21 protein-coding genes and 3 pseudogenes are annotated in these 19,902 nt (G+C 39.2%); 18 read left to right on the top strand and 6 right to left on the bottom strand.

The window, feature by feature from the left end; translation table 11 throughout:
• From NE671_RS08760 to NE671_RS08720, 9 genes are all read left to right on the top strand, one after another.
• The coding region (locus NE671_RS08760) for a hypothetical protein (RefSeq protein WP_330641804.1) at window positions 1–486 on the top strand (486 nt) is incomplete at its 5' end.
• A 134-nt stretch (window positions 487–620) separates the two neighbouring features.
• Entirely contained in the window at window positions 621–1,598 is a 978-nt protein-coding gene (gene bsh, locus NE671_RS08755; protein ID WP_215638275.1) for a choloylglycine hydrolase, read from the top strand.
• Window positions 1,599–1,636: 38 nt separating this feature from the next.
• Window positions 1,637–2,317, top strand: a complete 681-nt coding sequence (locus NE671_RS08750; RefSeq protein ID WP_005347231.1) for a GTP pyrophosphokinase — start codon at window positions 1,637–1,639, stop codon at window positions 2,315–2,317.
• Between the two features lie 35 nt (window positions 2,318–2,352).
• A complete protein-coding gene (gene cls, locus NE671_RS08745; protein ID WP_015526514.1) occupies window positions 2,353–3,912 on the top strand; it encodes a cardiolipin synthase in 1,560 nt (519 codons plus the stop codon).
• 290 nt (window positions 3,913–4,202) lie between these two features.
• Entirely contained in the window at window positions 4,203–5,636 is a 1,434-nt protein-coding gene (locus NE671_RS08740) for a phospholipase D family protein (RefSeq protein ID WP_106492192.1), read from the top strand.
• Entirely contained in the window at window positions 5,615–6,325 is a 711-nt protein-coding gene (locus tag NE671_RS08735) for a response regulator transcription factor (RefSeq protein ID WP_059086533.1), read from the top strand. Before NE671_RS08740 ends, NE671_RS08735 begins: the two co-directional genes overlap by 22 nt.
• Entirely contained in the window at window positions 6,325–7,368 is a 1,044-nt protein-coding gene (locus tag NE671_RS08730; protein WP_005347239.1) for a HAMP domain-containing sensor histidine kinase, read from the top strand. Before NE671_RS08735 ends, NE671_RS08730 begins: the two co-directional genes overlap by 1 nt.
• A 33-nt stretch (window positions 7,369–7,401) precedes the next feature.
• Window positions 7,402–8,466: an FUSC family protein gene (locus NE671_RS08725; RefSeq protein ID WP_129976266.1), complete on the top strand. Its 1,065-nt coding sequence runs from the start codon at window positions 7,402–7,404 to the stop codon at window positions 8,464–8,466.
• The gene (locus NE671_RS08720; protein WP_055057096.1) at window positions 8,456–9,028 is read left to right on the top strand and encodes a CDP-alcohol phosphatidyltransferase family protein; all 573 of its coding nucleotides are present in this window, start codon (window positions 8,456–8,458) and stop codon (window positions 9,026–9,028) included. Before NE671_RS08725 ends, NE671_RS08720 begins: the two co-directional genes overlap by 11 nt.
• Window positions 9,029–9,303: 275 nt before the next feature.
• Here the strand turns inward: NE671_RS08720 and NE671_RS16025 are convergent, their stop codons facing one another.
• Entirely contained in the window at window positions 9,304–9,549 is a 246-nt protein-coding gene (locus NE671_RS16025; RefSeq protein WP_173740560.1) for a helix-turn-helix domain-containing protein, read from the bottom strand.
• 136 nt (window positions 9,550–9,685) lie between these two features.
• Here NE671_RS16025 and NE671_RS08710 point away from each other — a divergent pair, with 136 nt between their 5' ends.
• Window positions 9,686–10,711 carry a molybdopterin-binding protein gene (locus NE671_RS08710; protein WP_021650138.1) on the top strand — a complete coding sequence of 342 codons (1,026 nt, stop codon included), beginning with the start codon at window positions 9,686–9,688 and terminating at the stop codon, window positions 10,709–10,711.
• Between the two features lie 49 nt (window positions 10,712–10,760).
• Entirely contained in the window at window positions 10,761–11,768 is a 1,008-nt protein-coding gene (locus NE671_RS08705; RefSeq protein ID WP_330641805.1) for a molybdopterin molybdotransferase MoeA, read from the top strand.
• A gap of 117 nt (window positions 11,769–11,885) precedes the next feature.
• On the opposite strand, the gene fdhD is transcribed toward NE671_RS08705, so the two are convergent.
• Window positions 11,886–12,584, bottom strand: coding sequence for a formate dehydrogenase accessory sulfurtransferase FdhD (gene fdhD / locus NE671_RS08700; RefSeq protein ID WP_244091944.1), 699 nt, complete (start codon window positions 12,582–12,584; stop codon window positions 11,886–11,888).
• 222 nt (window positions 12,585–12,806) lie between these two features.
• On the opposite strand from fdhD, the gene NE671_RS08695 reads away from it, so the two are divergent.
• The 6 genes and pseudogenes from NE671_RS08695 to NE671_RS16175 all read left to right on the top strand — a co-directional run.
• Window positions 12,807–13,298 carry an MOSC domain-containing protein gene (locus NE671_RS08695; protein ID WP_129976025.1) on the top strand — a complete coding sequence of 164 codons (492 nt, stop codon included), beginning with the start codon at window positions 12,807–12,809 and terminating at the stop codon, window positions 13,296–13,298.
• Window positions 13,249–13,398, top strand: a pseudogene (locus NE671_RS08690) (cyclic pyranopterin monophosphate synthase MoaC); the annotation flags it as partial. The gene NE671_RS08695 and the pseudogene NE671_RS08690, both read left to right, overlap by 50 nt.
• Window position 13,399: 1 nt before the next feature.
• On the top strand, window positions 13,400–14,374 hold the full coding sequence (gene moaA / locus NE671_RS08685; protein WP_044960389.1) for a GTP 3',8-cyclase MoaA: 975 nt from the start codon (window positions 13,400–13,402) through the stop codon (window positions 14,372–14,374).
• A gap of 6 nt (window positions 14,375–14,380) precedes the next feature.
• Window positions 14,381–14,869, top strand: a complete 489-nt coding sequence (locus NE671_RS08680; protein ID WP_021976150.1) for a MogA/MoaB family molybdenum cofactor biosynthesis protein — start codon at window positions 14,381–14,383, stop codon at window positions 14,867–14,869.
• 7 nt (window positions 14,870–14,876) lie between these two features.
• Window positions 14,877–15,353, top strand: a pseudogene (mobA, locus tag NE671_RS08675) (molybdenum cofactor guanylyltransferase); the annotation flags it as partial.
• 6 nt (window positions 15,354–15,359) lie between these two features.
• Window positions 15,360–15,434, top strand: a pseudogene (locus NE671_RS16175) (SDR family oxidoreductase); the annotation flags it as partial.
• 47 nt (window positions 15,435–15,481) lie between these two features.
• Here NE671_RS16175 and NE671_RS08670 read toward each other — a convergent pair.
• The 4 genes from NE671_RS08670 to NE671_RS08655 all read right to left on the bottom strand — a co-directional run bounded on the left by NE671_RS08670 (window position 15,482) and on the right by NE671_RS08655 (window position 19,397).
• Window positions 15,482–16,252 (bottom strand): TylF/MycF/NovP-related O-methyltransferase, encoded by a 771-nt coding sequence (locus NE671_RS08670; RefSeq protein ID WP_235812389.1) that lies wholly within the window; start codon window positions 16,250–16,252, stop codon window positions 15,482–15,484.
• Between the two features lie 89 nt (window positions 16,253–16,341).
• Window positions 16,342–17,367: an XdhC family protein gene (locus NE671_RS08665; protein WP_256163890.1), complete on the bottom strand. Its 1,026-nt coding sequence runs from the start codon at window positions 17,365–17,367 to the stop codon at window positions 16,342–16,344.
• Between the two features lie 31 nt (window positions 17,368–17,398).
• The gene (locus NE671_RS08660; RefSeq protein ID WP_256163889.1) at window positions 17,399–18,472 is read right to left on the bottom strand and encodes a histidine phosphatase family protein; all 1,074 of its coding nucleotides are present in this window, start codon (window positions 18,470–18,472) and stop codon (window positions 17,399–17,401) included.
• On the bottom strand, window positions 18,465–19,397 hold the full coding sequence (locus tag NE671_RS08655) for an NTP transferase domain-containing protein (protein ID WP_021650129.1): 933 nt from the start codon (window positions 19,395–19,397) through the stop codon (window positions 18,465–18,467). Before NE671_RS08655 ends, NE671_RS08660 begins: the two co-directional genes overlap by 8 nt.
• A 209-nt stretch (window positions 19,398–19,606) precedes the next feature.
• On the opposite strand from NE671_RS08655, the gene NE671_RS08650 reads away from it, so the two are divergent.
• Window positions 19,607–19,867: a hypothetical protein gene (locus NE671_RS08650; RefSeq protein WP_092071079.1), complete on the top strand. Its 261-nt coding sequence runs from the start codon at window positions 19,607–19,609 to the stop codon at window positions 19,865–19,867.
• Window positions 19,868–19,902 lie beyond the last annotated feature (35 nt).

The following is a 19,902-nucleotide window of genomic DNA, read 5'->3' as shown; positions in this document are numbered from 1 at the left end:
ATAGGTAACAAAAAATGCCGTATTTATGCGGCTTGTGGCGTTTCGCAAACGCCTATGATTTTATTATATCGTGAGGAGGATATGAAAATGAGCGAAAACAATGATTATATTCAGTTACCACCACTTAAAAAAGACACACCGTCCGATGTGGTAGCATTTATGTGGGAGTACATGAAAGTACCGGAGAATTCAAGAGAAAAAGTTAAGAATCTGCTTAAAGATGCAAATGAAAATGGCGTAAAATTAAGTCATCAGGCACCAACACTGTATGATGTTGTCCCAAAAGAAGAAATTGCTGAATTTGAAGAGCTTATGCGCAAAACCATAGCTGACATTGTATCAGAAGCCAGTAGCGTTGCCTGTTGGGTGTATGTGCAGAAATATGTGAAGCACAAAATCCTAAACGAAATGCTGCAAGAATTGCCAGACGTAGGTCAATTCATCCTAGCTATGGATACCTGGTTTGAAAAACTGATGGAGAAATAATCTAGGAAAATAGTTTAAAGTTTAGATGTTATGATCATGTATGAAGTTGGAACAGAATAAAAGATTGTGCTATACTATTGTTCAAGAAAAAAACTCATTGACATATTTTAATCTATTTAGGAGGATAAATGATCATGTGTACAGCAGCAACTTATAAAACAAAAGATTTTTACTTTGGACGAACCCTCGATTATGAATTCTCTTATGGTGATCAGATAGTAATTACACCACGTAATTATGCGTTTAATTTTCGCCATGTTAACGATATGAAAAATCATTATGCAATTATTGGAATGGCTCATGTTGCAGAGGATTATCCTTTGTATTATGATGCTATGAATGAAAAAGGAGTGGCAATGGCAGGACTGAATTTTGTCGGAAATGCTGTTTATTCCGCGATTAAGCCAGATGTGGAAAATATTGCACAGTTTGAATTTATTCCGTGGATTTTAAGTCAGTGTTCTTCTTTAGTTGAAGTTCGCGAGCTTCTTGAACGAATTAATATTGTTAATACTCCTTTCAGCGAGCAATTACCATTAGCACAATTACACTGGATCATTTCTGATGAGAATGAGTCAATTACGGTAGAATCTATGTCGGATGGTTTGCATATTTATGACAATCCAGTAGGAGTGCTTACGAATAATCCGCCATTTCCACAGCAGATGTTTCAACTAAATAATTATATGTATTTATCTCCTAAACAGCCCAGAAATACTTTCTGCGAAAATTTGGCTCTTGATGCATATAGTAGAGGTATGGGAGGATTAGGTCTTCCGGGAGATCTCTCATCTTCCTCACGCTTTGTACGTGTAGCTTTTACAAAGGTAAATGCAATTTCAGGTGAATCAGAGGAAGAAAGCGTTAGCCAATTCTTCCACATTCTCGGATCTGTGGATCAGCAACGAGGATGTTGCGAAGTAGCGGATGGAAAATATGAAATCACATTGTATACGTCGTGTTGTAATGTTACAAAAGGTATTTATTATTACAATACTTATGAAAACCATCAGATCAGTGCAGTAGATATGCATGTAGAAAATCTGGATAGTGATAAAATGATTTGTTATCCAGTAATTCAAGGAGAACGAATCAACTATCAAAATAAATAATGTTTTGAAATCAGGGATGAGGTAGAAAGGAAAGTTCCATGACAAAAGATGAAGTAAAAAAACTCAGGATGAACAGTCCGGAATCACTACAGTTTTTAAATAATGCTACAAAATTTTATAATTTAATGATGATGTATCGTTGTGCTATTCGGGAGATACAAACTAAACTTGAGGTTTTGGATGATGAATTTTCAGTTGAGAACAATCGAAATCCTATTTCTTTTATAAAAACAAGAATTAAGAAGCCCAATAGTATTTACGATAAACTGCAGAAGATGGGATATGAATTTACAACAGAAAATATACAGACATATCTCAATGATGTAGCAGGCGTTCGGATAGTTTGTGCGTTTATTGACGATATTTATATGATATCAGATTTGATTACCCAACAGGATGATATTAAAGTTATTGAAATAAAAGATTATATAAAAAATCCAAAATCGAATGGTTATCGAAGCTATCATATGATTGTTGAAATACCAGTATTTTTTGCTAAGGGTAAAACACCTATGCGTGTAGAATTACAGATTCGAACCAATGGTATGGATTTCTGGGCAACATTGGAACATCAACTTCGCTATAAAAAAGGAATTGAAGAAATGCCTGGCTATGATGAGATAAGTGAAGAATTACTTCATTCTGCAAGAGCTATCATTGAAGCAGATAATGAAATGCAGAGAATAAAAGACAAAATTGGTATGTTCCACGAAATTTAGGGAGAAAACTGAGCACGTAGGAAGGTGGAATATATATGAAACAAGATACTTTAGAGGGCAAAGCAAAAACAAAAAATGGGGTAAAACGACTGTGTTTTTCTATAATCTGCATTCTTCTGGAAGTGATTTTTATTATTACTATCGTAACACGCTTGAATGAATATGCAGAAATCATAAATTTATTTACAAGGATTTTGAGTGGGATCTTGGTTTTGGGATTGTACGCATCAAATAAGACATCCTCTATGAAAATGCCTTGGGTCATCTTAATTCTAATTTTCCCAATTATGGGTGTAGGCCTGTATTTGTTGATTGGTTTGAATGGTGGCACACATAAAATGCGTGAGCGATATGCAGAAATTGATAGCAAATTGTTACCAATGCTTCCGGACGGTCAGGAGTGTTTGAGCAAAATAAAAGAAACAATTCCGAAAGCAGGAAATATAGCAAGCTACATACAAAGAAATTCGCAGTATCCAATCTATCAGAATACGGATATTGTGTATTTTGATGAAGCAGTGAAAGGATTAGAGGCACAGCTTAAGGATTTGGAGAAAGCACAGAAGTTTATCTTTATGGAATATCATGCGATAGAAGACGCTGAAGCATGGCATAAGATTCAAGATGTTCTGGAAGAGCGAGTAAAAGCAGGTGTGGAAGTTAGAGTATTCTACGATGATATGGGTTCTATAGGCTTTATTAACACAGATTTTGTGAAAAAGATGGAGGCAATAGGAATTCATTGCCGTGTATTTAATCCGTTTATGCCAGGTTTAAATCTGTTTTTGAACAATCGTGATCATAGAAAAATAACAGTTATTGATGGAAAAGTCGGATTTACAGGTGGATATAATCTAGCAAACGAATATTTTAATTACACACACCCGTATGGACAGTGGAAAGATACAGGTATTCGTTTAGAAGGAGATGCTGTTCAGTCGCTTACGGTGACATTTTTGGAAATGTGGAATGCAGTAAGTGATAAGGATGCTAATGATTCTGATTTTAGTAAATACCTTTTCCACTATGATTATGCGGCACAGCAAACTGGGTTTGTTCAACCTTATGCAGACAGCCCTATGGATAATGAGCAAGTAGGAGAAGAAGTTTATATCAGTATGATAAATAAAGCTGAAAAATATTGTTGGTTTATGACTCCATATCTAATCATAACAGATGAAATGACGCATGCGTTATGTCTGGCTGCTAAGCGAGGGGTAGACGTAAGAATTATCACACCTGGTATCCCTGATAAAAAATTCATTTATAATATAACTCGTTCTTTTTATCATGGATTAGTTAAACATGGTGTTCGTGTTTATGAGTGGACTCCTGGTTTCTGTCATGCAAAAATGAGTGTGGCAGATGACTGTATGGCAACTTGTGGAACAATTAATCTGGATTATCGAAGTTTATATCACCATTTTGAAAACGGCTGTTTTATGGCAGATTGTCAGGCAGTTGTGGAAATAAAAAATGATCTGATAAGAACGATGGGAGAATGTCGTGATGTGACAGACCAATATCAAACCGGACGAAGTGCATATTTGCGACTGGGACAATTATTTATGAGATTATTTGCTGGATTGCTATAAGAATCTGATGAAACGACCTTTCAAAAAACAGTTGATTTAGAAGTTAACTGTTTTTGAAAGGCCGTTTTTGCTATATCTAACAGTCTGTTGTACAAAGAAGATTTTGCATGGATAGTGATTAATACAACGGAGTAAGAAAAGCTCCTTCATATATTAGAATAAAAATATGACTGTTTCTTTAAAAAGAAGCCGGTCATATTTTTTTATGAAAAATAAATTTTGTTGAGGTTAAATTGAGATTGACTTTGTATTGTATAAGTATGAAATAAAAAGGAATCAGGTGATGTACAATGAAAAAGCATAAAATATGTAAAATCCTTCTTGTTATACTGGCAATTTTTTTATGTGTGGCTTTTTATGAATTGCTCGGAATCTGCGTTGCATATAAAAAGCAGCCGGAAGTGTCCAATACAACCAAAAAAGAAACAAAAAATGGGTCATGGAACGAATGCAGTGAAAATACAGAACGGGCAGTAATCATAGAAAAGAATCCAGAAGCGCTTTTACAAAGAGTGCGTTTGATCAAGAATGCAAAAAAGGAAATTATTCTTTCTACTTTTGCATTTCAATCCGATGAAAGTGGAAAATTGATTTTAGGAGCACTGCATGATGCGGCAGACAGAGGTGTACATATTCGTCTGTTAGTAGATGGAATGGAGAGCTGGATTGATATGGAAGGAAATCCGTATTTCTATGGATTATCTTCCCATGAGAATGTTGAAATTAAACTGTATAATAAGGCCAATCCGTTGAAACCATGGAAGATGATGGGGAGAATGCATGATAAATATTTGATTGCAGATGGAAAGAGATATATTCTTGGGGGAAGAAATACATACAATTATTTCCTGGGTGATTTTCCGGGACATAAGAACTATGACAGAGACGTGTTAGTGGTTTGCGATGAACCTGAGAAAGAAAATTCAGTTAACCAGTTGTCAGAGTATTTTGAAACCATATGGAATCAGGAAGACAGTGGTTATTTTCATAACAATAAAAAACTGGCAAATAGAAAATCTGTAAAGAACGCAGTTTTAGAGCTGCAGAACAGCTATCAGAAATATTTTGAAGAGAATAAGGAAAGAATCTGCGAGACCAATTATACGGACGAAACTTTTGAGACAGAAAAGATTACATTAGTGTCAAATCCTATTCACACAGGTTCCAAAGAACCAGTAGTGTGGTATCAGTTGGGAGAATTGATGAAAAATGCAAAAAATCGTGTGAAGATCCACACGCCATATATTATCTGTAATGATATGATGTATAATACATGGGAGGAGATTGCAGAGAACGTTTCAGATTTTTCTATCATGACAAATTCAGTTGCGAATAATGGGAATCCATTTGGGGCTGCCGATTATGCGAAAAACAGAAATAGAATCTTAAGTACAGGAATTAATATCTGGGAATATGAAGGCGGTTATTCATACCACGGAAAAAGTATTCTGATTGACGATGATCTGTCTGTAATCGGTTCCTTTAATATGGACATGAGAAGTGCATATCTGGATACGGAACTGATGCTTGTAATTCGCAGTAAAGATATTAATAAACAGTTGGAAGAGGGCATGATGGAATATGAAAAAGTGTCCCGCCAGATATTAGAAGGCGGAACTTATAATGATCCATATCATGTAGAGCCAATCGAATTAACAAAGAAACGTCAGAGAAAAATATTTTTGGTACAGCATCTGCTTGGATGGGCAAGGTATCTGTTTTAATAAGGAGGAAGGAAAACGTGTTTCAAATATTGATTGTAGAAGATGATAAAGAATTAAGCCAGCTATTCCAAAAAGTGCTTGAGAAGAATGGATATCAAGTCAAAAGTGCATCGGATGGAGCACAGGCATTAGAAGTATTGGATAAGGAATATATTGATCTGATCATTTCTGATATTATGATGCCGGTTATGGATGGCTATGAACTGGTGTCAGAACTTCGTTCAGCAGGATATCAGATACCAGTGCTTATGATCACTGCGAAAGGTTCCTTTGATGATATGCGCCAGGGATTTCTTTCGGGAAGTGACGATTATATGGTAAAACCGGTAAATGTGAATGAAATGGTTTTAAGAGTCGTAGCACTGCTTCGCCGTGCACAGATACTGAATGAACACAAAATTGTGATCGGTTCAACAGAGTTTGATTATGATGCAATGACGGTTACAACTGATAAGGAAAGTTTTGTTTTGCCTAAAAAAGAATTCCTGCTTTTATATAAGCTTGCAGCTTCGCCAGGCAGAACATTTACAAAACAACAGTTGATGGATGAAGTATGGGGATACGAGACGGAGGCAGACCCACATACGATAGAGGTACATATAGGAAGAATCAGAGAGCGTTTTAAAGATAACCCTGATTTTGAAATCGTAACAATGCGTGGAATTGGATACAAGGTGGTGAAAAAATAATGGAACAAAAGAAAGAAAAAGGATTGCGGATCCGATCCTGTCTGACTGGTGCAATCTGGCTGGCACTTGTATTTTCAACAGTCATATCTGCTTTATTATTTGCTTTTTTGAATCATTTTTTTAATCTGCCGGGCAGCATACCTGTGCTTGGCTGGCTTTTGATTTTCAATACATTGATTGCAGGGCTGATCACTTCCTTTATCAATGCAAAGTTACTGGAACCAATTACCAGACTTAGTAAAGCAATGAAGGAAGTTTCTCAGGGAGATTTTGAACAGCATTTGGAAACGAACAGCCGTATAGCAGAAGTTGGAGAATCTTATCAAAGTTTTAACGTTATGACAAAAGAACTTCGTGCAACAGAGGTGCTGCAGATGGATTTTGTATCTAATGTTTCTCATGAGTTTAAGACCCCGATTAATGCCATTGAAGGATATACAATGCTGCTTCAGGGAGAAGAACTGTCTCCGGATCAAGAGGAATATGTAGAAAAAATCTTATTTAACACCCAAAGACTTTCCGGATTGGTTGGTAATATTTTGCTGTTATCCAAGTTAGAGAATCAGAATATACCAATGAAAAAAACAGAATATCGTCTGGATGAACAGATCCGCCAGGCATTTCTTTCATTGGAAACAAAATGGACAGAAAAAGAAATTGGTTTTCAGGTAGAATTGGAGGAAGTTAAATATACTGGGAATGAAGGACTTTTTATGCATATCTGGATAAATCTTTTGGATAATGCGATTAAGTTCAGCCCTTCAAAGGGGACAATTACGATGTTTCTGAAACAAGAACAGGATTCTGTTAAGTTCATTCTGGAAGATGAAGGACCCGGAATAGAGGATGATGTAAAATCCAGAATATTTGACAAGTTCTATCAGGTAGATGGATCTCATAAAGCAGAAGGAAATGGCCTAGGTCTTGCACTTGTAAAACGGATTGTAGATAGTGCCGGAGGAACAATCAAAGCAGAAAACCGTGAATATGGTGGATGCAGATTTGTTATAGAGCTGCCAAAGCAGAAAGATGAGATTATATAGTTTTAAGATAAATTAGAAGATGGGAGGATTTATATGACATTTTATCAGGAGTTGCAGTTAAATCAGGCAGGTTCTAAAAACCTGTTGAAAAAGAGTGAAACACTAAAAGAAAAATTATATCATATGTGGGTATATCTGGTGAAGATAGCTGTTACAATGGCATTTTGTTTTTTCTTTGTTAGTATTTTCAGCATCCTATTTGGAAATGAGAACAGCATTGTAGGTGTAGTAGTCTTATTATGTCTCATGGTGTTTAGAAATGCGGATCTGGGGATCCACACCGGACAATCTACGATGCTTTTGGCTTTGTTCTTTGTAATTATGACTGTATGTCCGCATTTAGCAAATCAGTTTTCACCGGTATTGGGAATGCTGTTAAATATTGCGGCACTGGCTGTGTTGATTCTGTTCGGATGCCATAATCCATTCATGTTTAATCAATCTACATTGGTTCTTGGGTATCTGCTGCTATATGGTTATGATGTTACGGGAAAAAGCTATCAGATGCGATTAGTCGGAATGGCTTTAGGTGCAGCACTTACCTGCTTTGTATTTTATCGAAATCATAAAAACAGAACTTATAAAAGAAATCTGAAAGATCTGATACAAGAATTTGATATCACTTCTTCCAGAACAAAATGGCAGATATGTCAGATTTTATGCGTACCGATTGTCCTTTGCATTGCAGAAATTTGTAATATGCCACGTGCAATGTGGGCTGGTATTGCGGCCATGTCCGCGATTTTGCCGTTTATGGAAGATATGCACTACAGAGTCCGTAAAAGGATTGTCGGAAATATTGCAGGTGTTATATGTTTTACAGTATTATATTTTCTGCTTCCTTCGTCAATCTATGCATATATAGGAATTCTTGGTGGAATCGGTGTAGGATTTTCAGCACAATATGGCTGGCAGGCAGTATTTAACACATTTGGTGCTTTAGCCATTGCTGCAGAGACTTATGGACTACAAGGAGCGGTTAGTCTTAGAGTGATTCAAAATGTTTTTGGTGTTGTGTTTGCTTTAGCATTTTGTGTTATATTTTATTGGTTTATGTCTAAAAAAAAGGAAAGTGAGATGACCGTACATGCAGAGTGAAGTGAATCAGGAAGAAAATTTGAATAGAATTATTACGGTTCCTAATCTTCTTTCTTTTTTTCGGCTTTGTCTGATTCCGGTAATTATATGGAGTTATTGTGTAAAGAAAAATCCTCTGTTAGCTGGTGAAATCTTATTGCTGTCTGGTCTTACGGATCTTGCTGATGGATATATCGCAAGAAGATTCCATAGGATTAGTAATTTAGGAAAAATACTTGATCCGGTGGCTGATAAGCTGACACAGGCAGCGATGTTAATCTGTCTGTTTACTCGTTTTCCGCATGTGCTTCTTTTAATCGTAATAATGGCAGGTAAGGAGCTGTATATGGTAGTCAGTGGATGTCTTGTGATACGAAAGACAGGAAAAGTACATGGTGCAGACTGGCATGGAAAGATAGTAACCTTTTTATTATATGGAACTGCAGCGGTGCATATTATATGGTTCCACATTACACCGATGGTATCAGATCTGTTGATTGGTTTGTGCGCTATAATGATGGTCATATCGGTCGCTCTGTATATTATCCAGAATACCAGGACTCTTAAGGAAGAGACTGTATAAGCAATTTTATATTACAATGACTAGAAAAATATTTAGGAGAAGATAGATATAAACAGTAAGTCAAACACACAAACTATGGAGTCTTTAGTCGGTTTAATAAAATTTTAGATAGAAAATAAATCATTATAAAAAGATCCTGTTCATACTATGATATATGCGATGATTATGGAGATAACAATTATGACTGCCAGTATGGAAAGCCAGAAATAATCTATAATTCTTTGATTGCAAGGTATTTTGTTGTATTGCGTGTCTTGGTCAGGTTCACCTCCTCTCTATTTCGTCGAGTTTTTTAAGAAATCAATCTCCATTTGTTGCTGCTGTGTTTGAGCTTTTAGTAGTCGGTTTTCAGCTTTCAACTTCTCAATATCTGATAATTGAGAAATCGCTTTGTTCTTACTTCGTCGATCATATAATCCTTCGATTCCTTTATCTTTATATTTTCTAACCCATGCATAAACTTGTCCGTAGGAGCAACCATATTTATTCGCTGTAGAAGAATAATTACATCCCGTGTTCAAGGCTTTGCGGTATTTTTTTGGATTTCAATGTGTCAAACTCCCGTGTTTATGAAAGTTGTGTTTTTCTTGGCAATATGTTACAATTACTCCATATAAATTTATAACTTTTCTGGACAGAAAGTAAAAGGGGAACGTCATGAAGTGTATTAAAACAACGGACGCGGTAGGACATGTACTGTGCCATGATATTACCAGAATTGTGAAGGATGTGGTAAAAGATACAGCCTTTCGTAAAGGACATATTGTACAGGAAGAAGATATTCCGGTTTTGCTATCTCTGGGAAAAGACCATCTTTATGTGTGGGAGAAGGATGAAAATACTTTGCATGAAAATGAAGCAGCGCAGATTCTGTGTGATGTGTGCATCAATGAGAATATGCATCCAACGGATGTAAAAGAAGGAAAAATTGAGTTGATTGCAGATTGTGACGGAGTATTTCAGGTGGATGTGCCGAGGCTGGATGCTATTAATGAGATCGATGAGATTATGATTGCCACCCGTCATACAAATTTCCCGGTAAAAAAAGGTGACCGTCTTTTAGGAACCCGTGTGATTCCGCTGGTGATTGCAAAAGAAAAAATGGATTTGGTGAAGAAAACAGCAGGAGAAAAACCGCTGGTATCGCTGGCACCTTATAAGAAACGGAAGGTAGGAATTGTAACCACCGGAAATGAAGTATTTTATGGAAGAATTAAGGATACTTTCACACCGGTAATCATCGAAAAAATGAAATCTTACGGTGCTGAAATTCACGGACATATTCTGTGCAATGATGATATGGAAAAAATCACTGCCGCTATTATGAAATTAAAAGAAGAAGGGGCAGATCTGATTGTCTGTACCGGTGGTATGAGCGTGGATCCAGATGATAAGACACCGGGCGCGATCAAAAATACAGGAGCGAGAATCGTATCTTATGGTGCTCCGGTACTTCCGGGAGCGATGTTCCTGTTATCCTATCTGGAAGATGGCACACCGGTAATGGGACTGCCGGGATGTGTGATGTATGCAAAAGCCACCGTATTTGATCTTGTTCTGCCACGTATTATCGCAGGTATAGAAGTGACAAAAAAAGATCTGGCACATATGGGAAATGGCGGATTCTGTCTTGGCTGCAAAGAATGTCATTATCCGAACTGCAGCTTTGGAAAGGGCGTATAAGAGCAGGACAGGAGGAATAAGCATGGAAAAGCTTACGGTAGAGTAGGCACTGGAAGCACTGCTGGAACATACAAAAGTAATAGAGGAAACGGAAACTGTACCACTTTTGCAGGCATGTGGAAGAGTGTTGGCAAAGGATATGATTGCAGGATTTGATAACCCGCCGTTTGACAGATCACCTGTGGATGGTTATGCCTGCAAAGCGGAGGATATAACGGATGCATCAGAAAGTCATCCGGTACAGTTGACGGTATTGGAAGAGATTGATGCGGGGCAGTATTCCAGAGTCACAGTGGAAAAGGGGCAGGCGGTTCGGATTATGACAGGCGCAGCTATTCCGAAAGGCTGTGACTGCTGTGTCCGTCAGGAGGATACAGATTATGGAGAAGAGACTGTCAGAATCTTCTGTCCGACCGGACAGTGGCAGAATTACTGTTATCAGGGAGAGAATTTTAAAAATGGAACGGTTCTTTTGAAAAAGGGTGACAAAATCGGATTTATTGAAGCAGGTATACTGGCCAGTATGGGAGTCATAAAAGTGAAGGTTTATCGTCGGGTAAGAGCAGCTGTTCTGACTACCGGAGATGAAGTAATGGCACCCGGAAAAAGATTGATTCCGGGGAAGATTTATGATTGTAATCAGGGACTTCTGGCGGCTCGCATGAAAGAATTTGGTGCAGAACTGGTGGAAGTGGCAGCCATAGAGGATCGCCCGCAGGCGGTGACAGCAGCAGGCGAAGTCATGGCTCTGGACTGGGGAATTACATTGCAGTGTGACACCACAGGAAAAGAAGACGCCAGCAGTGTAGGAGTGCGAAGTCACTTTATACATCCGGTACTACCGGAAGCAGATGGCACAACGAAAAACGTATTTCCATGTAAAGTGGAAAGAGTGATTGAGGACGTGTTTTCGTATATCTTGATCGTATCTACGAAAGAAGAAGCCAGGATTCGCGTAGATGTGACGAAAGAACAATGGCAGCAGTACCAAAAGCATATTTCTGGAAATAAGATATGGATTGGGATAGATGAAAAAGATGTGATGTTATTAAAATAAATGAAAGAATCACCGTATCAAGGTTGAGGTAATCTATGATACGGTGATTCTTTCGTGAAAAATGCGAAAAAGCTTTCAATATCCAGTTCCGGTGGTTTAATATGCGGTTGTCAAACATTATTTCGTAAATACTTTCATTCGATCCCTTCTGGCTGCACAGATCAGGGTCAGGTGATATTTTTTTGCAAGATCAATTGCTTCAGAAGTAGGAGAAGCCTTGCTGGAGAGAATTGGAATCCCTGCATGGATGACCTTTAAAGTCATATCAGTAGGTATTCTGCCGCTGGAATATACCATACATTGATGCAGGTCAATATTGTGCCGCAGAGCGTAGCCGATCACTTTATCCAAAGCATTGTGCCGTCCGATATCTTCGCAGGAAAACAGAATGTGATCTTTTTGAGCGAGAATGCAGCTATGTGTGGCAAAGGTAATGCCATGGAGAGGAGAACCATCCGCAAAGGCATCCGCCATATGAAAGATCCATTCTGGTTTCCAGAAAATCGGTGTAAGTGACTGCGGCTCTTTGGATGTAACAAAGTAATCATTTAAAATATGATTGCCGGTACAGCAGGTAGGAGTTACTTCTACAAAGGCATCCGATGAGGATTGTGTGCTGCGTGCCGAATTTTTTAAATAGACTTTTGCACGTTTTCCATATTCACAGATATAGATATGATCTACATCTTCGGAAGAAGTGATGATTTGTTCTGTCAGCAATCTTCCAAGAACCAGTTCAGTCAGATGCTGGGGCAGGCAAACAAGTTTCATAGTCAGATGATCATTTATATAGACATCCATCATATGTTCGTTCAATATTTCTTCTTGTTCCGTACGGGATTCTCCATTTCTTCCGATATATTGATATGTTTTTGTCTCTAGCAGAGACAGATTTTGTTATTGTTCGTTAATATACATAATTTCTCCAATTGAAAAAACAATTCTTTTATCATGTTTACTATGTGGTATACTAGATCTAGTATAACGGACATCTCTTTATTTCGAAAGAGTGAATTGAGGGATGAAGGAGGAAATAAAATGGGAAAGATTATGGCGGTAAATATCAGTGAGAAGAAAGGTACACAGAAAAAGAATGTACATAGTGCCAGACTGATGGAAGAATTTGGAATCGAGAAGGACGCCCATGCCGGCAAGTGGCATCGCCAGGTGAGTCTTCTTTCTTATGAAAAAATAGAAGAATTCAAGGCAAAGGGAGCACCGATCGAAGACGGAGCATTTGGAGAAAACCTGATTGTAAGTGGATACGATCTGAAGGCATTGCCGGTTGGCACCAGACTTCGCAGCGGAGAGGTATTATTAGAAGTGACACAGATCGGGAAAAAATGTCATAGTGGATGTGAGATTTATAAAATTATGGGTGACTGTATTATGCCAAGAGAAGGTATCTTTACCAGAGTACTTCATGGTGGCGTATTGACAGAAGGCGATGAAATTGTGATAGAGAAGGCAGCAGGTGAGGCAGATGGAGGCGCTTACTGGTGTGAATGTGGCACTTTTGACAATTTATGACATGTGTAAGGCAATTGACAAGTCCATGGAGCTGACGGACATTCATCTGGTAGAAAAAAGCGGAGGAAAAAGCGGGTTATATCGAAACCCGAAAGAATAGTATGAAGGATAGATTTGGAAGAGAGATTGACTATCTGCGGATATCCATTACAGATCGATGTAATCTCAGGTGCGTCTATTGTATGCCGGAAAATGGAGTTGTGCAGATCCCGCATGAAGAAATTCTGACTTATGATGAGATTACCAGAATCAGCAGATGTATGACTGGTTTAGGTATACGTAAGATCAAACTGACCGGAGGAGAACCGTTAATTAGAAAGAATTGTGCCACACTGGTTCGAATGTTAAAAGAACTTCCTGGCATCGAAAAAGTGACATTAACGACCAATGGTGTATTGCTCGAAGAACAGATAGCAGATCTGGCAGAAGCGGGGCTTGATGATATAAATATCAGTCTGGATACTTTAAATGCAGCAGAGTTTGCAAAGGTAACCAGGAGAGAAAGTCTGGATCGGGTGCTGGAGGGAATCCAGGCGGCATTACAGTATCCGCAGATTGGATTGAAGATTAATTGTGTGCCGGTAGTGGAAGAGCAGGAAAATCTGGTATCGATAGCGAGACTTGCAAAGCAATATCCGATTCATGTTCGTTTCATTGAAATGATGCCGATTGGATATGGAAAGGATTTTCAGTTTCGGGGAGAAAGTGAAATATGCGAAATATTAGAGAAAGCATATGGAAGAATGACTCCAATAAAAGAACGATATGGGAATGGACCGTGTCATTATTATAAAATAGAAGAATTTCAGGGTAAAATAGGATTTATCAGTGCGATGACGCATAAGTTTTGCGACCAGTGTAATCGTGTGCGTATGACAGCAGAAGGATTTTTAAAAGCCTGTCTGCAATATCAGACTGGAACGGATTTGAAGAATTTGATGCGTTCAGGATGCACAGATGATGAACTGACAGAGGCAATACAGAAAGTAATATGGGAAAAACCGGTCAGTCATCATTTTACATCGGAAGAGATTGAGACAGATGAATGTAAATTAATGTCCCAGATAGGAGGATAAGGAATTATGAAAGCTGCGATTATCACATCCAGTGATTCTGGATATGCAGGAGAGAGAGAAGATAAAAGTGGCTCGGTAATCCAGGAAATTTTGGAAGCGAACGATTACGAAGTGGTGCATACCATTCTTTTGCCGGATGACAGAAAGATGCTGGCAGATGAGATGGCTCGTATAGCAGATGAGGGAATAGCAGAGCTGATTGTAACTACGGGTGGAACCGGATTTTCGCCGAGAGACTGTATGCCGGAGGCAACAAAGGATATTATAGAACGTGAAGTGCCGGGGATTCCGGAAGCAATGAGAGCATATAGTATGACGATTACACCAAGAGCTATGCTCAGTCGTGCAGCAGCAGGTATTCGAAAAGGAACACTGATCGTGAATCTGCCGGGAAGCCCGAAAGCAGTCAGAGAAAGTCTGGAATATATTATTCCAGCGCTGGAACATGGATTACAGATCCTGACCGGGGAGGCAACGAACTGTGCCAGAAAATAATCGGAAAATGCAGACTGATATATCTGAATTAGAAAACGGTCAGTTGGCAGAACAGCAATTGCCATCAGATTTTACGCTGGTAGTCCTGGCAGGTGGTGCCAGCAGCCATATGGGAAGGGAGAAGTCAGATCTGCTTTTAGATGGACAGACATTTTTGGAGATACAGATCGGAAAAGGATGTCAGTTGGGAGCAAAACAGATCTTAATTTCTGGATATCGTGGAACACAGTGTGGGGAAGAGATTGTGCCGGATCGAATTTCCGGTCAGGGTCCACTTGGCGGTCTGGAGAGCTGTTTTCGAAGGGCAAAGACAGAAAAATGCCTGGTGCTGGGGGTAGATACGCCGCTGGTACCTGTGGAAGAACTTCAAAATCTGTTGAAGTTCGCAATGGAAAAAGCCGACCAACCGGTGACTATGCTGTGTCATAATGGAAAAGAAGAATCGCTGATAGCGGTATATGATGCCAGACTTTATAAAGAGATCACAGATTTTCTGGCATCAGATGCATCCGACTATCTCAACGGAGCAATCATTCCGGTGGATGGAGGGTATCTCGTAAAATAGCATAATACAGAAGGCGTATAGGATTATGAAAGGCTTCCGATTAGGTTTTAAATGATTTTTCGGATAATAGCACTTCCATGCAGATCGCATACAGGATCTGCAAACAGGTGGTGTTTCAGACAGAATTCGTCTACAGCTTTGTTACATCCGGAAAACTGGGTACTGTATACGTCATGGATCAGGAGAACTCCGCCGATAGACAGACGTTCATAAAATAGAGGTAATGCAGCAGCAGTTGGAGCATAGAGATCTGCATCTAATGATACGAAACAGAAAGTTTCATCGGTAATATCGGAAAAAGTATCCGGAAACCATCCTTTATGGATGATCACATGTGATGGATCAGGCATGATGCGAAGAACAGAGTCTACATCTGTAGAAGAAAAGTCACCTGTTTTAGCGCGAGACAGATGCCTGGAGGTTTCTACGGCAATATCTTTTTCTGAAAAGCCTTCAAAAGTATCAAAAAGATGTATTTTTCGATCCGGAAAGGCCGTACTGATCAGGCAAGAAAAATCACCCTGGAAAACACCAAGTTCTGCCACATCTCCAGGGATATTTTGTTGATGTATTTGTTCGGCTAAAAGGCGCATAACCGCAACCCGTGCATCAAACATGCGAAGTGCAGAAGGATCACAAAATGAACCGTGATAGCCTAAGTGCTCCATCTGCTGCATCATAGAACCACGCCGCTCTTCATCCAATACACCAAGAATAATCAGATCAGGAAGAAGAGCAGCGGCCTTTGATGGAGAACAGATTGGGATATTACCAATAAATTGTCCATGTTTGCGCGGATCATTATCGGCAAAGCACATGATCTGATAGGAATTTCCAAGAAGTCGGGCAGTCATCTGCCCAATCTGTCCGGCACCGAATATAATAGTTTTGTAGACATGTTTTGTCATCATTTCATAGCAGCCTTTCTTTCAGCTCGAACCTGAATCATTTGTCCCGTGATAGATATTGCGATTTCAGCAGGTGTTTCTGCTTTAATATTAAGTCCCACAGGCGTGATAATACGGTCTAATTCTCGCTCATCGATTCCATACTCTTCTACGAGACGATGAAATACACCAGCTCTTTTGGCGAGACTTCCAATGACGCCGATATAGCATGCAGGTGTGGCAAGAAGTTGTGCCTGCACAATCGTATCATAGGCATGACCTCGTGTCATGACACAGCAATAATCAGCATCTGTGATAGAAATGCTCTGATCCAGATGATCAAAATCGCAAAGGATTGTCTCTGCTGCATCCGGGAAAAGAGCAGGATCTGTAAATTCCGGACGGTCATCCAGAACGATGCAGTGAAAGTCAACACTTGCAAGTATTGGTACCAGCTTTTGTGAAACATGCCCGCCTCCAAATACATAGACAGTTCCGGATGTACCGATTTGTTCTGTAAATAGGTCACAGGTTTCACTGCGATGACGGCATGGTCTTGCAGATAAGGAAGATAAGATGGAAGAAGGAACATCAACATTTCCAGTCAATCCATAGGATGCACTGTAAAGACTCATACCGGATGTAGCATGAAGATCACAGATCAGCCAGAAATCTTTTCGTTCTTTATATAATGTTTCAGCAGTTACTGCAAGTTCCATAATAATAGGGTCATTATGGTCCAGATACTGGAAAAATACGGTAACATCACCACCACAAATCATACCGATATTTTCAACATCTTTGCGATTCAACCGGAATTCATGTTCACAGGATTCTTTCTTTTCAAGAATATCAAGCGCCATAAGCTCTGCACGATATTCGACAGAACCTCCGCCTATGGTTCCGGCAACTCGGCCTTTTTTTCCAACCAACATACGGGAACCGGCACCTCTTGGCGTCGATCCTGAGGAAGCAACGATGGATGCAAGCACAAGGTCGTTTTCTTTTTGAAATTCTTGTTGTATGATCTGAAATAAAGTTCTCATATATAAAACACCTCCTGTAATTTTCTATAAGTCATATCGTCATGTGACAGATGGTCTGTATCATATTTTGCAGATCAAGAGCCTGTTTAAGCTGTCGTTCATGAGATTTCAAAGCTTCGGGACTGTTACATTTACACAGACTTTCCGCAAATCGTTTTTCGATGGTTACACGTTCGGTTTCCTGAATCAGTTTATCTGATAAAAAGACGATAGCCGCTTCATTCAGAATTGTCTTCTGCAAACCATGATGTTGTGAAATAATCTGACTGATTTCAGTATAGCCTAATTGTAAGAAAAGATCACCACCTGTTTTGGTGTGATGTTTTTGAAGTCTGGCAATATCATGAAGGAGTGCTCCGGAGCGAATCAGTTTTTTATTAAAAAAGTAACCATGAGATTCCAGCAGATCGCAGAAATGGCAAGCCAATTCAGTCACTGCATCACTGTGCGCTTGTACATGATGAGGAAGAGACACCGAATCGCGAAGCATCCGGCATAGTTCGTCATGCAAGTCAGGATGAGGCAGCAGGTAAGTCGAATCAGATAAGGCAACATGATCGTTATCGTCTGCGTTCAGATGATAATAGGAACCACATGGAAGACGAAAATACTGTCTGGCATGCTGTTTTGAATCAAGCAAATACAGATAAGAAGAAATTACATCTGTATGAGCAACAATCGCAATATCACCCTCAGAAGAACGAAGAATCTCATAAATTGCCTGCGAAAAACGCATGCCAGATGCGAAAGGAGTTTCTGCTCCTGGAATCGGGTAATCAGGATTCATTCCACGTGCTTCATATATGTCCGGCCATCTTTTGCGTATCTCATCAAATGAAAGACCATCCCATTCTCCCAGATTTCGTTCTGTTAAATCTGAGATAGTGATATGTGGAAGATCAGGTGTGATATGTGCAGCCGTTTCCATAGCTCTTGACAAAGGACTGCAGTAAACAGCAGTTATTTTATCATCCAGTTCTCCGTGAAGAAGGACTGACTGCAGATGTCCAAGCATAGATAAAGAAAAATCAGTCTGACCGATACAGTAAGAATGTTCATCTGGATATTGTGGTTTTCCGTGTCGAATAAGATAAAGATTACGCATTGAAAAATCCTCTGAAACACTTTTCAAATATTGCTTCGGAACAGGTACGTGTTTCCTCTGAAAAACGGGCATATCGCTTCAAAAATTCTTCTCCGTATGGTGTCAGCTCACTGTGACTGCCCTTTACACCGCCCTGACTTCGAATAATCAGCGGTTCATGAAGCTGAGATTCTAATGTATGGATCAGATTCCAGCTGGTGGAGTAGGAAATGTGCATGCGTTCGCAGGCATCACGAACAGATCCTGTTTCATGAATCAGTGTAAGCAGCGAATAAAGCTGTTCATCAAAGAAGACCTTTTCCCGTGCCAGCTGAATCTGAATCTCTGAACGGATCAGACTTTGATTGTGTGCACGAAGAAGTTCTACATAATCCTCTGGTGTATCCGCATCATGAATGATTCCAGGATCTTCTACATTTAAACAATACATGGGAGTTCCACAATGTTCTACAGCACCCTTCAGACCAGTGTTTCCATCATTGCTTAAAATGGACTCAATTAATGAGGAACGAATCAGGATCGGATGACCTGGAGTTCCGTTACAGACCGGAGTGACAAGAGGCTGTCCAAGAGAAAGCATTTGTGTAACGGTATGTGCTGTGAATAGTGGAACATCTACAGGTGTAAAGAGTACCGTATCCACTTTGTCTTTTAAATATTCCAGTCCAATCCTGACAGAATCAAACATATGAGTAGTTTCATAGTCCTCATTTCGAAGAAAAATAACATGATTGGAAGCAAGGTGGCGTTCCAGAGCATCCGCATTGTATCCGGTTACCACCACTATTTTAGAGATTCCGGCCTGCCGGAAGTTATTAATCACACGCTGCGCGATGGAAATGGATCCAAGCTGAAGCATGGGCTTGAAGTCTCCCATTCGTGACGATTTCCCTGCAGCTACGATGAGAGCACCTGTCTGCATCATAGATACCTCCTAAAAATAACATTGTACAAATTTGATATTATTATAGCATGAAAAGTGAGGATAAATAGTAAAATTTTTAAATAAAGTAATAAAAACAATATAAAAAAATGCGAAAATAGCCAACTAATAATTATTTACAATTTGTAAAACTGTACAAAATTATGATAACATGAAATTATAAAAAATAATGTAAACAGGAGAACGTTTCCATGGATAAGATTTTTGAAATTACCGCAAAAGAAGTTACGATACAGGTAAAAGATGAGCGCACAGGAGAGCAATACAGTCGGACACTTCCGATTGATTATTATGAGAATGCGAATGTTTTAAAACTCAGCGGTGAGAATCTGGACGGAAGCAGCTCTTCCATTGTTTTCTATTCTGTCAGAGGAATGGAAAGACTTAAAGATCTGACGGGTAAGGGAGTCGATCATGATCCATGCGGAACACATAAGTCAGAAGATTTGTAACATCGGAACGTGTATTTTTTAAAGGAGGAATGAAA

The sequence above is a fragment of the Blautia sp. DFI.9.10 genome (assembly GCF_024461705.1).
GTDB lineage: Bacteria > Bacillota > Clostridia > Lachnospirales > Lachnospiraceae > Blautia_A > Blautia_A fusiformis.
Note: the sequence above shows the minus strand (reverse complement) of the source record. Positions and strands in the feature narration are given on the sequence as shown.

Coding starts and splice junctions, on each gene's coding strand:
- bsh (WP_215638275.1), top strand. CDS start 621: ATGTGTACAGCAGCAACTTATAAAACAAAAGATTTTTACTTTGGACGA.
- NE671_RS08750 (WP_005347231.1), top strand. CDS start 1,637: ATGACAAAAGATGAAGTAAAAAAACTCAGGATGAACAGTCCGGAATCA.
- cls (WP_015526514.1), top strand. CDS start 2,353: ATGAAACAAGATACTTTAGAGGGCAAAGCAAAAACAAAAAATGGGGTA.
- NE671_RS08740 (WP_106492192.1), top strand. CDS start 4,203: ATGAAAAAGCATAAAATATGTAAAATCCTTCTTGTTATACTGGCAATT.
- NE671_RS08735 (WP_059086533.1), top strand. CDS start 5,615: ATGGGCAAGGTATCTGTTTTAATAAGGAGGAAGGAAAACGTGTTTCAA.
- NE671_RS08730 (WP_005347239.1), top strand. CDS start 6,325: ATGGAACAAAAGAAAGAAAAAGGATTGCGGATCCGATCCTGTCTGACT.
- NE671_RS08725 (WP_129976266.1), top strand. CDS start 7,402: ATGACATTTTATCAGGAGTTGCAGTTAAATCAGGCAGGTTCTAAAAAC.
- NE671_RS08720 (WP_055057096.1), top strand. CDS start 8,456: ATGCAGAGTGAAGTGAATCAGGAAGAAAATTTGAATAGAATTATTACG.
- NE671_RS08710 (WP_021650138.1), top strand. CDS start 9,686: ATGAAGTGTATTAAAACAACGGACGCGGTAGGACATGTACTGTGCCAT.
- NE671_RS08695 (WP_129976025.1), top strand. CDS start 12,807: ATGGGAAAGATTATGGCGGTAAATATCAGTGAGAAGAAAGGTACACAG.
- moaA (WP_044960389.1), top strand. CDS start 13,400: ATGAAGGATAGATTTGGAAGAGAGATTGACTATCTGCGGATATCCATT.
- NE671_RS08680 (WP_021976150.1), top strand. CDS start 14,381: ATGAAAGCTGCGATTATCACATCCAGTGATTCTGGATATGCAGGAGAG.
- NE671_RS08670 (WP_235812389.1), bottom strand. CDS start 16,252: ATGTGCTTTGCCGATAATGATCCGCGCAAACATGGACAATTTATTGGT.
- NE671_RS08665 (WP_256163890.1), bottom strand. CDS start 17,367: ATGAGAACTTTATTTCAGATCATACAACAAGAATTTCAAAAAGAAAAC.
- NE671_RS08660 (WP_256163889.1), bottom strand. CDS start 18,472: ATGCGTAATCTTTATCTTATTCGACACGGAAAACCACAATATCCAGAT.
- NE671_RS08655 (WP_021650129.1), bottom strand. CDS start 19,397: ATGATGCAGACAGGTGCTCTCATCGTAGCTGCAGGGAAATCGTCACGA.
- NE671_RS08650 (WP_092071079.1), top strand. CDS start 19,607: ATGGATAAGATTTTTGAAATTACCGCAAAAGAAGTTACGATACAGGTA.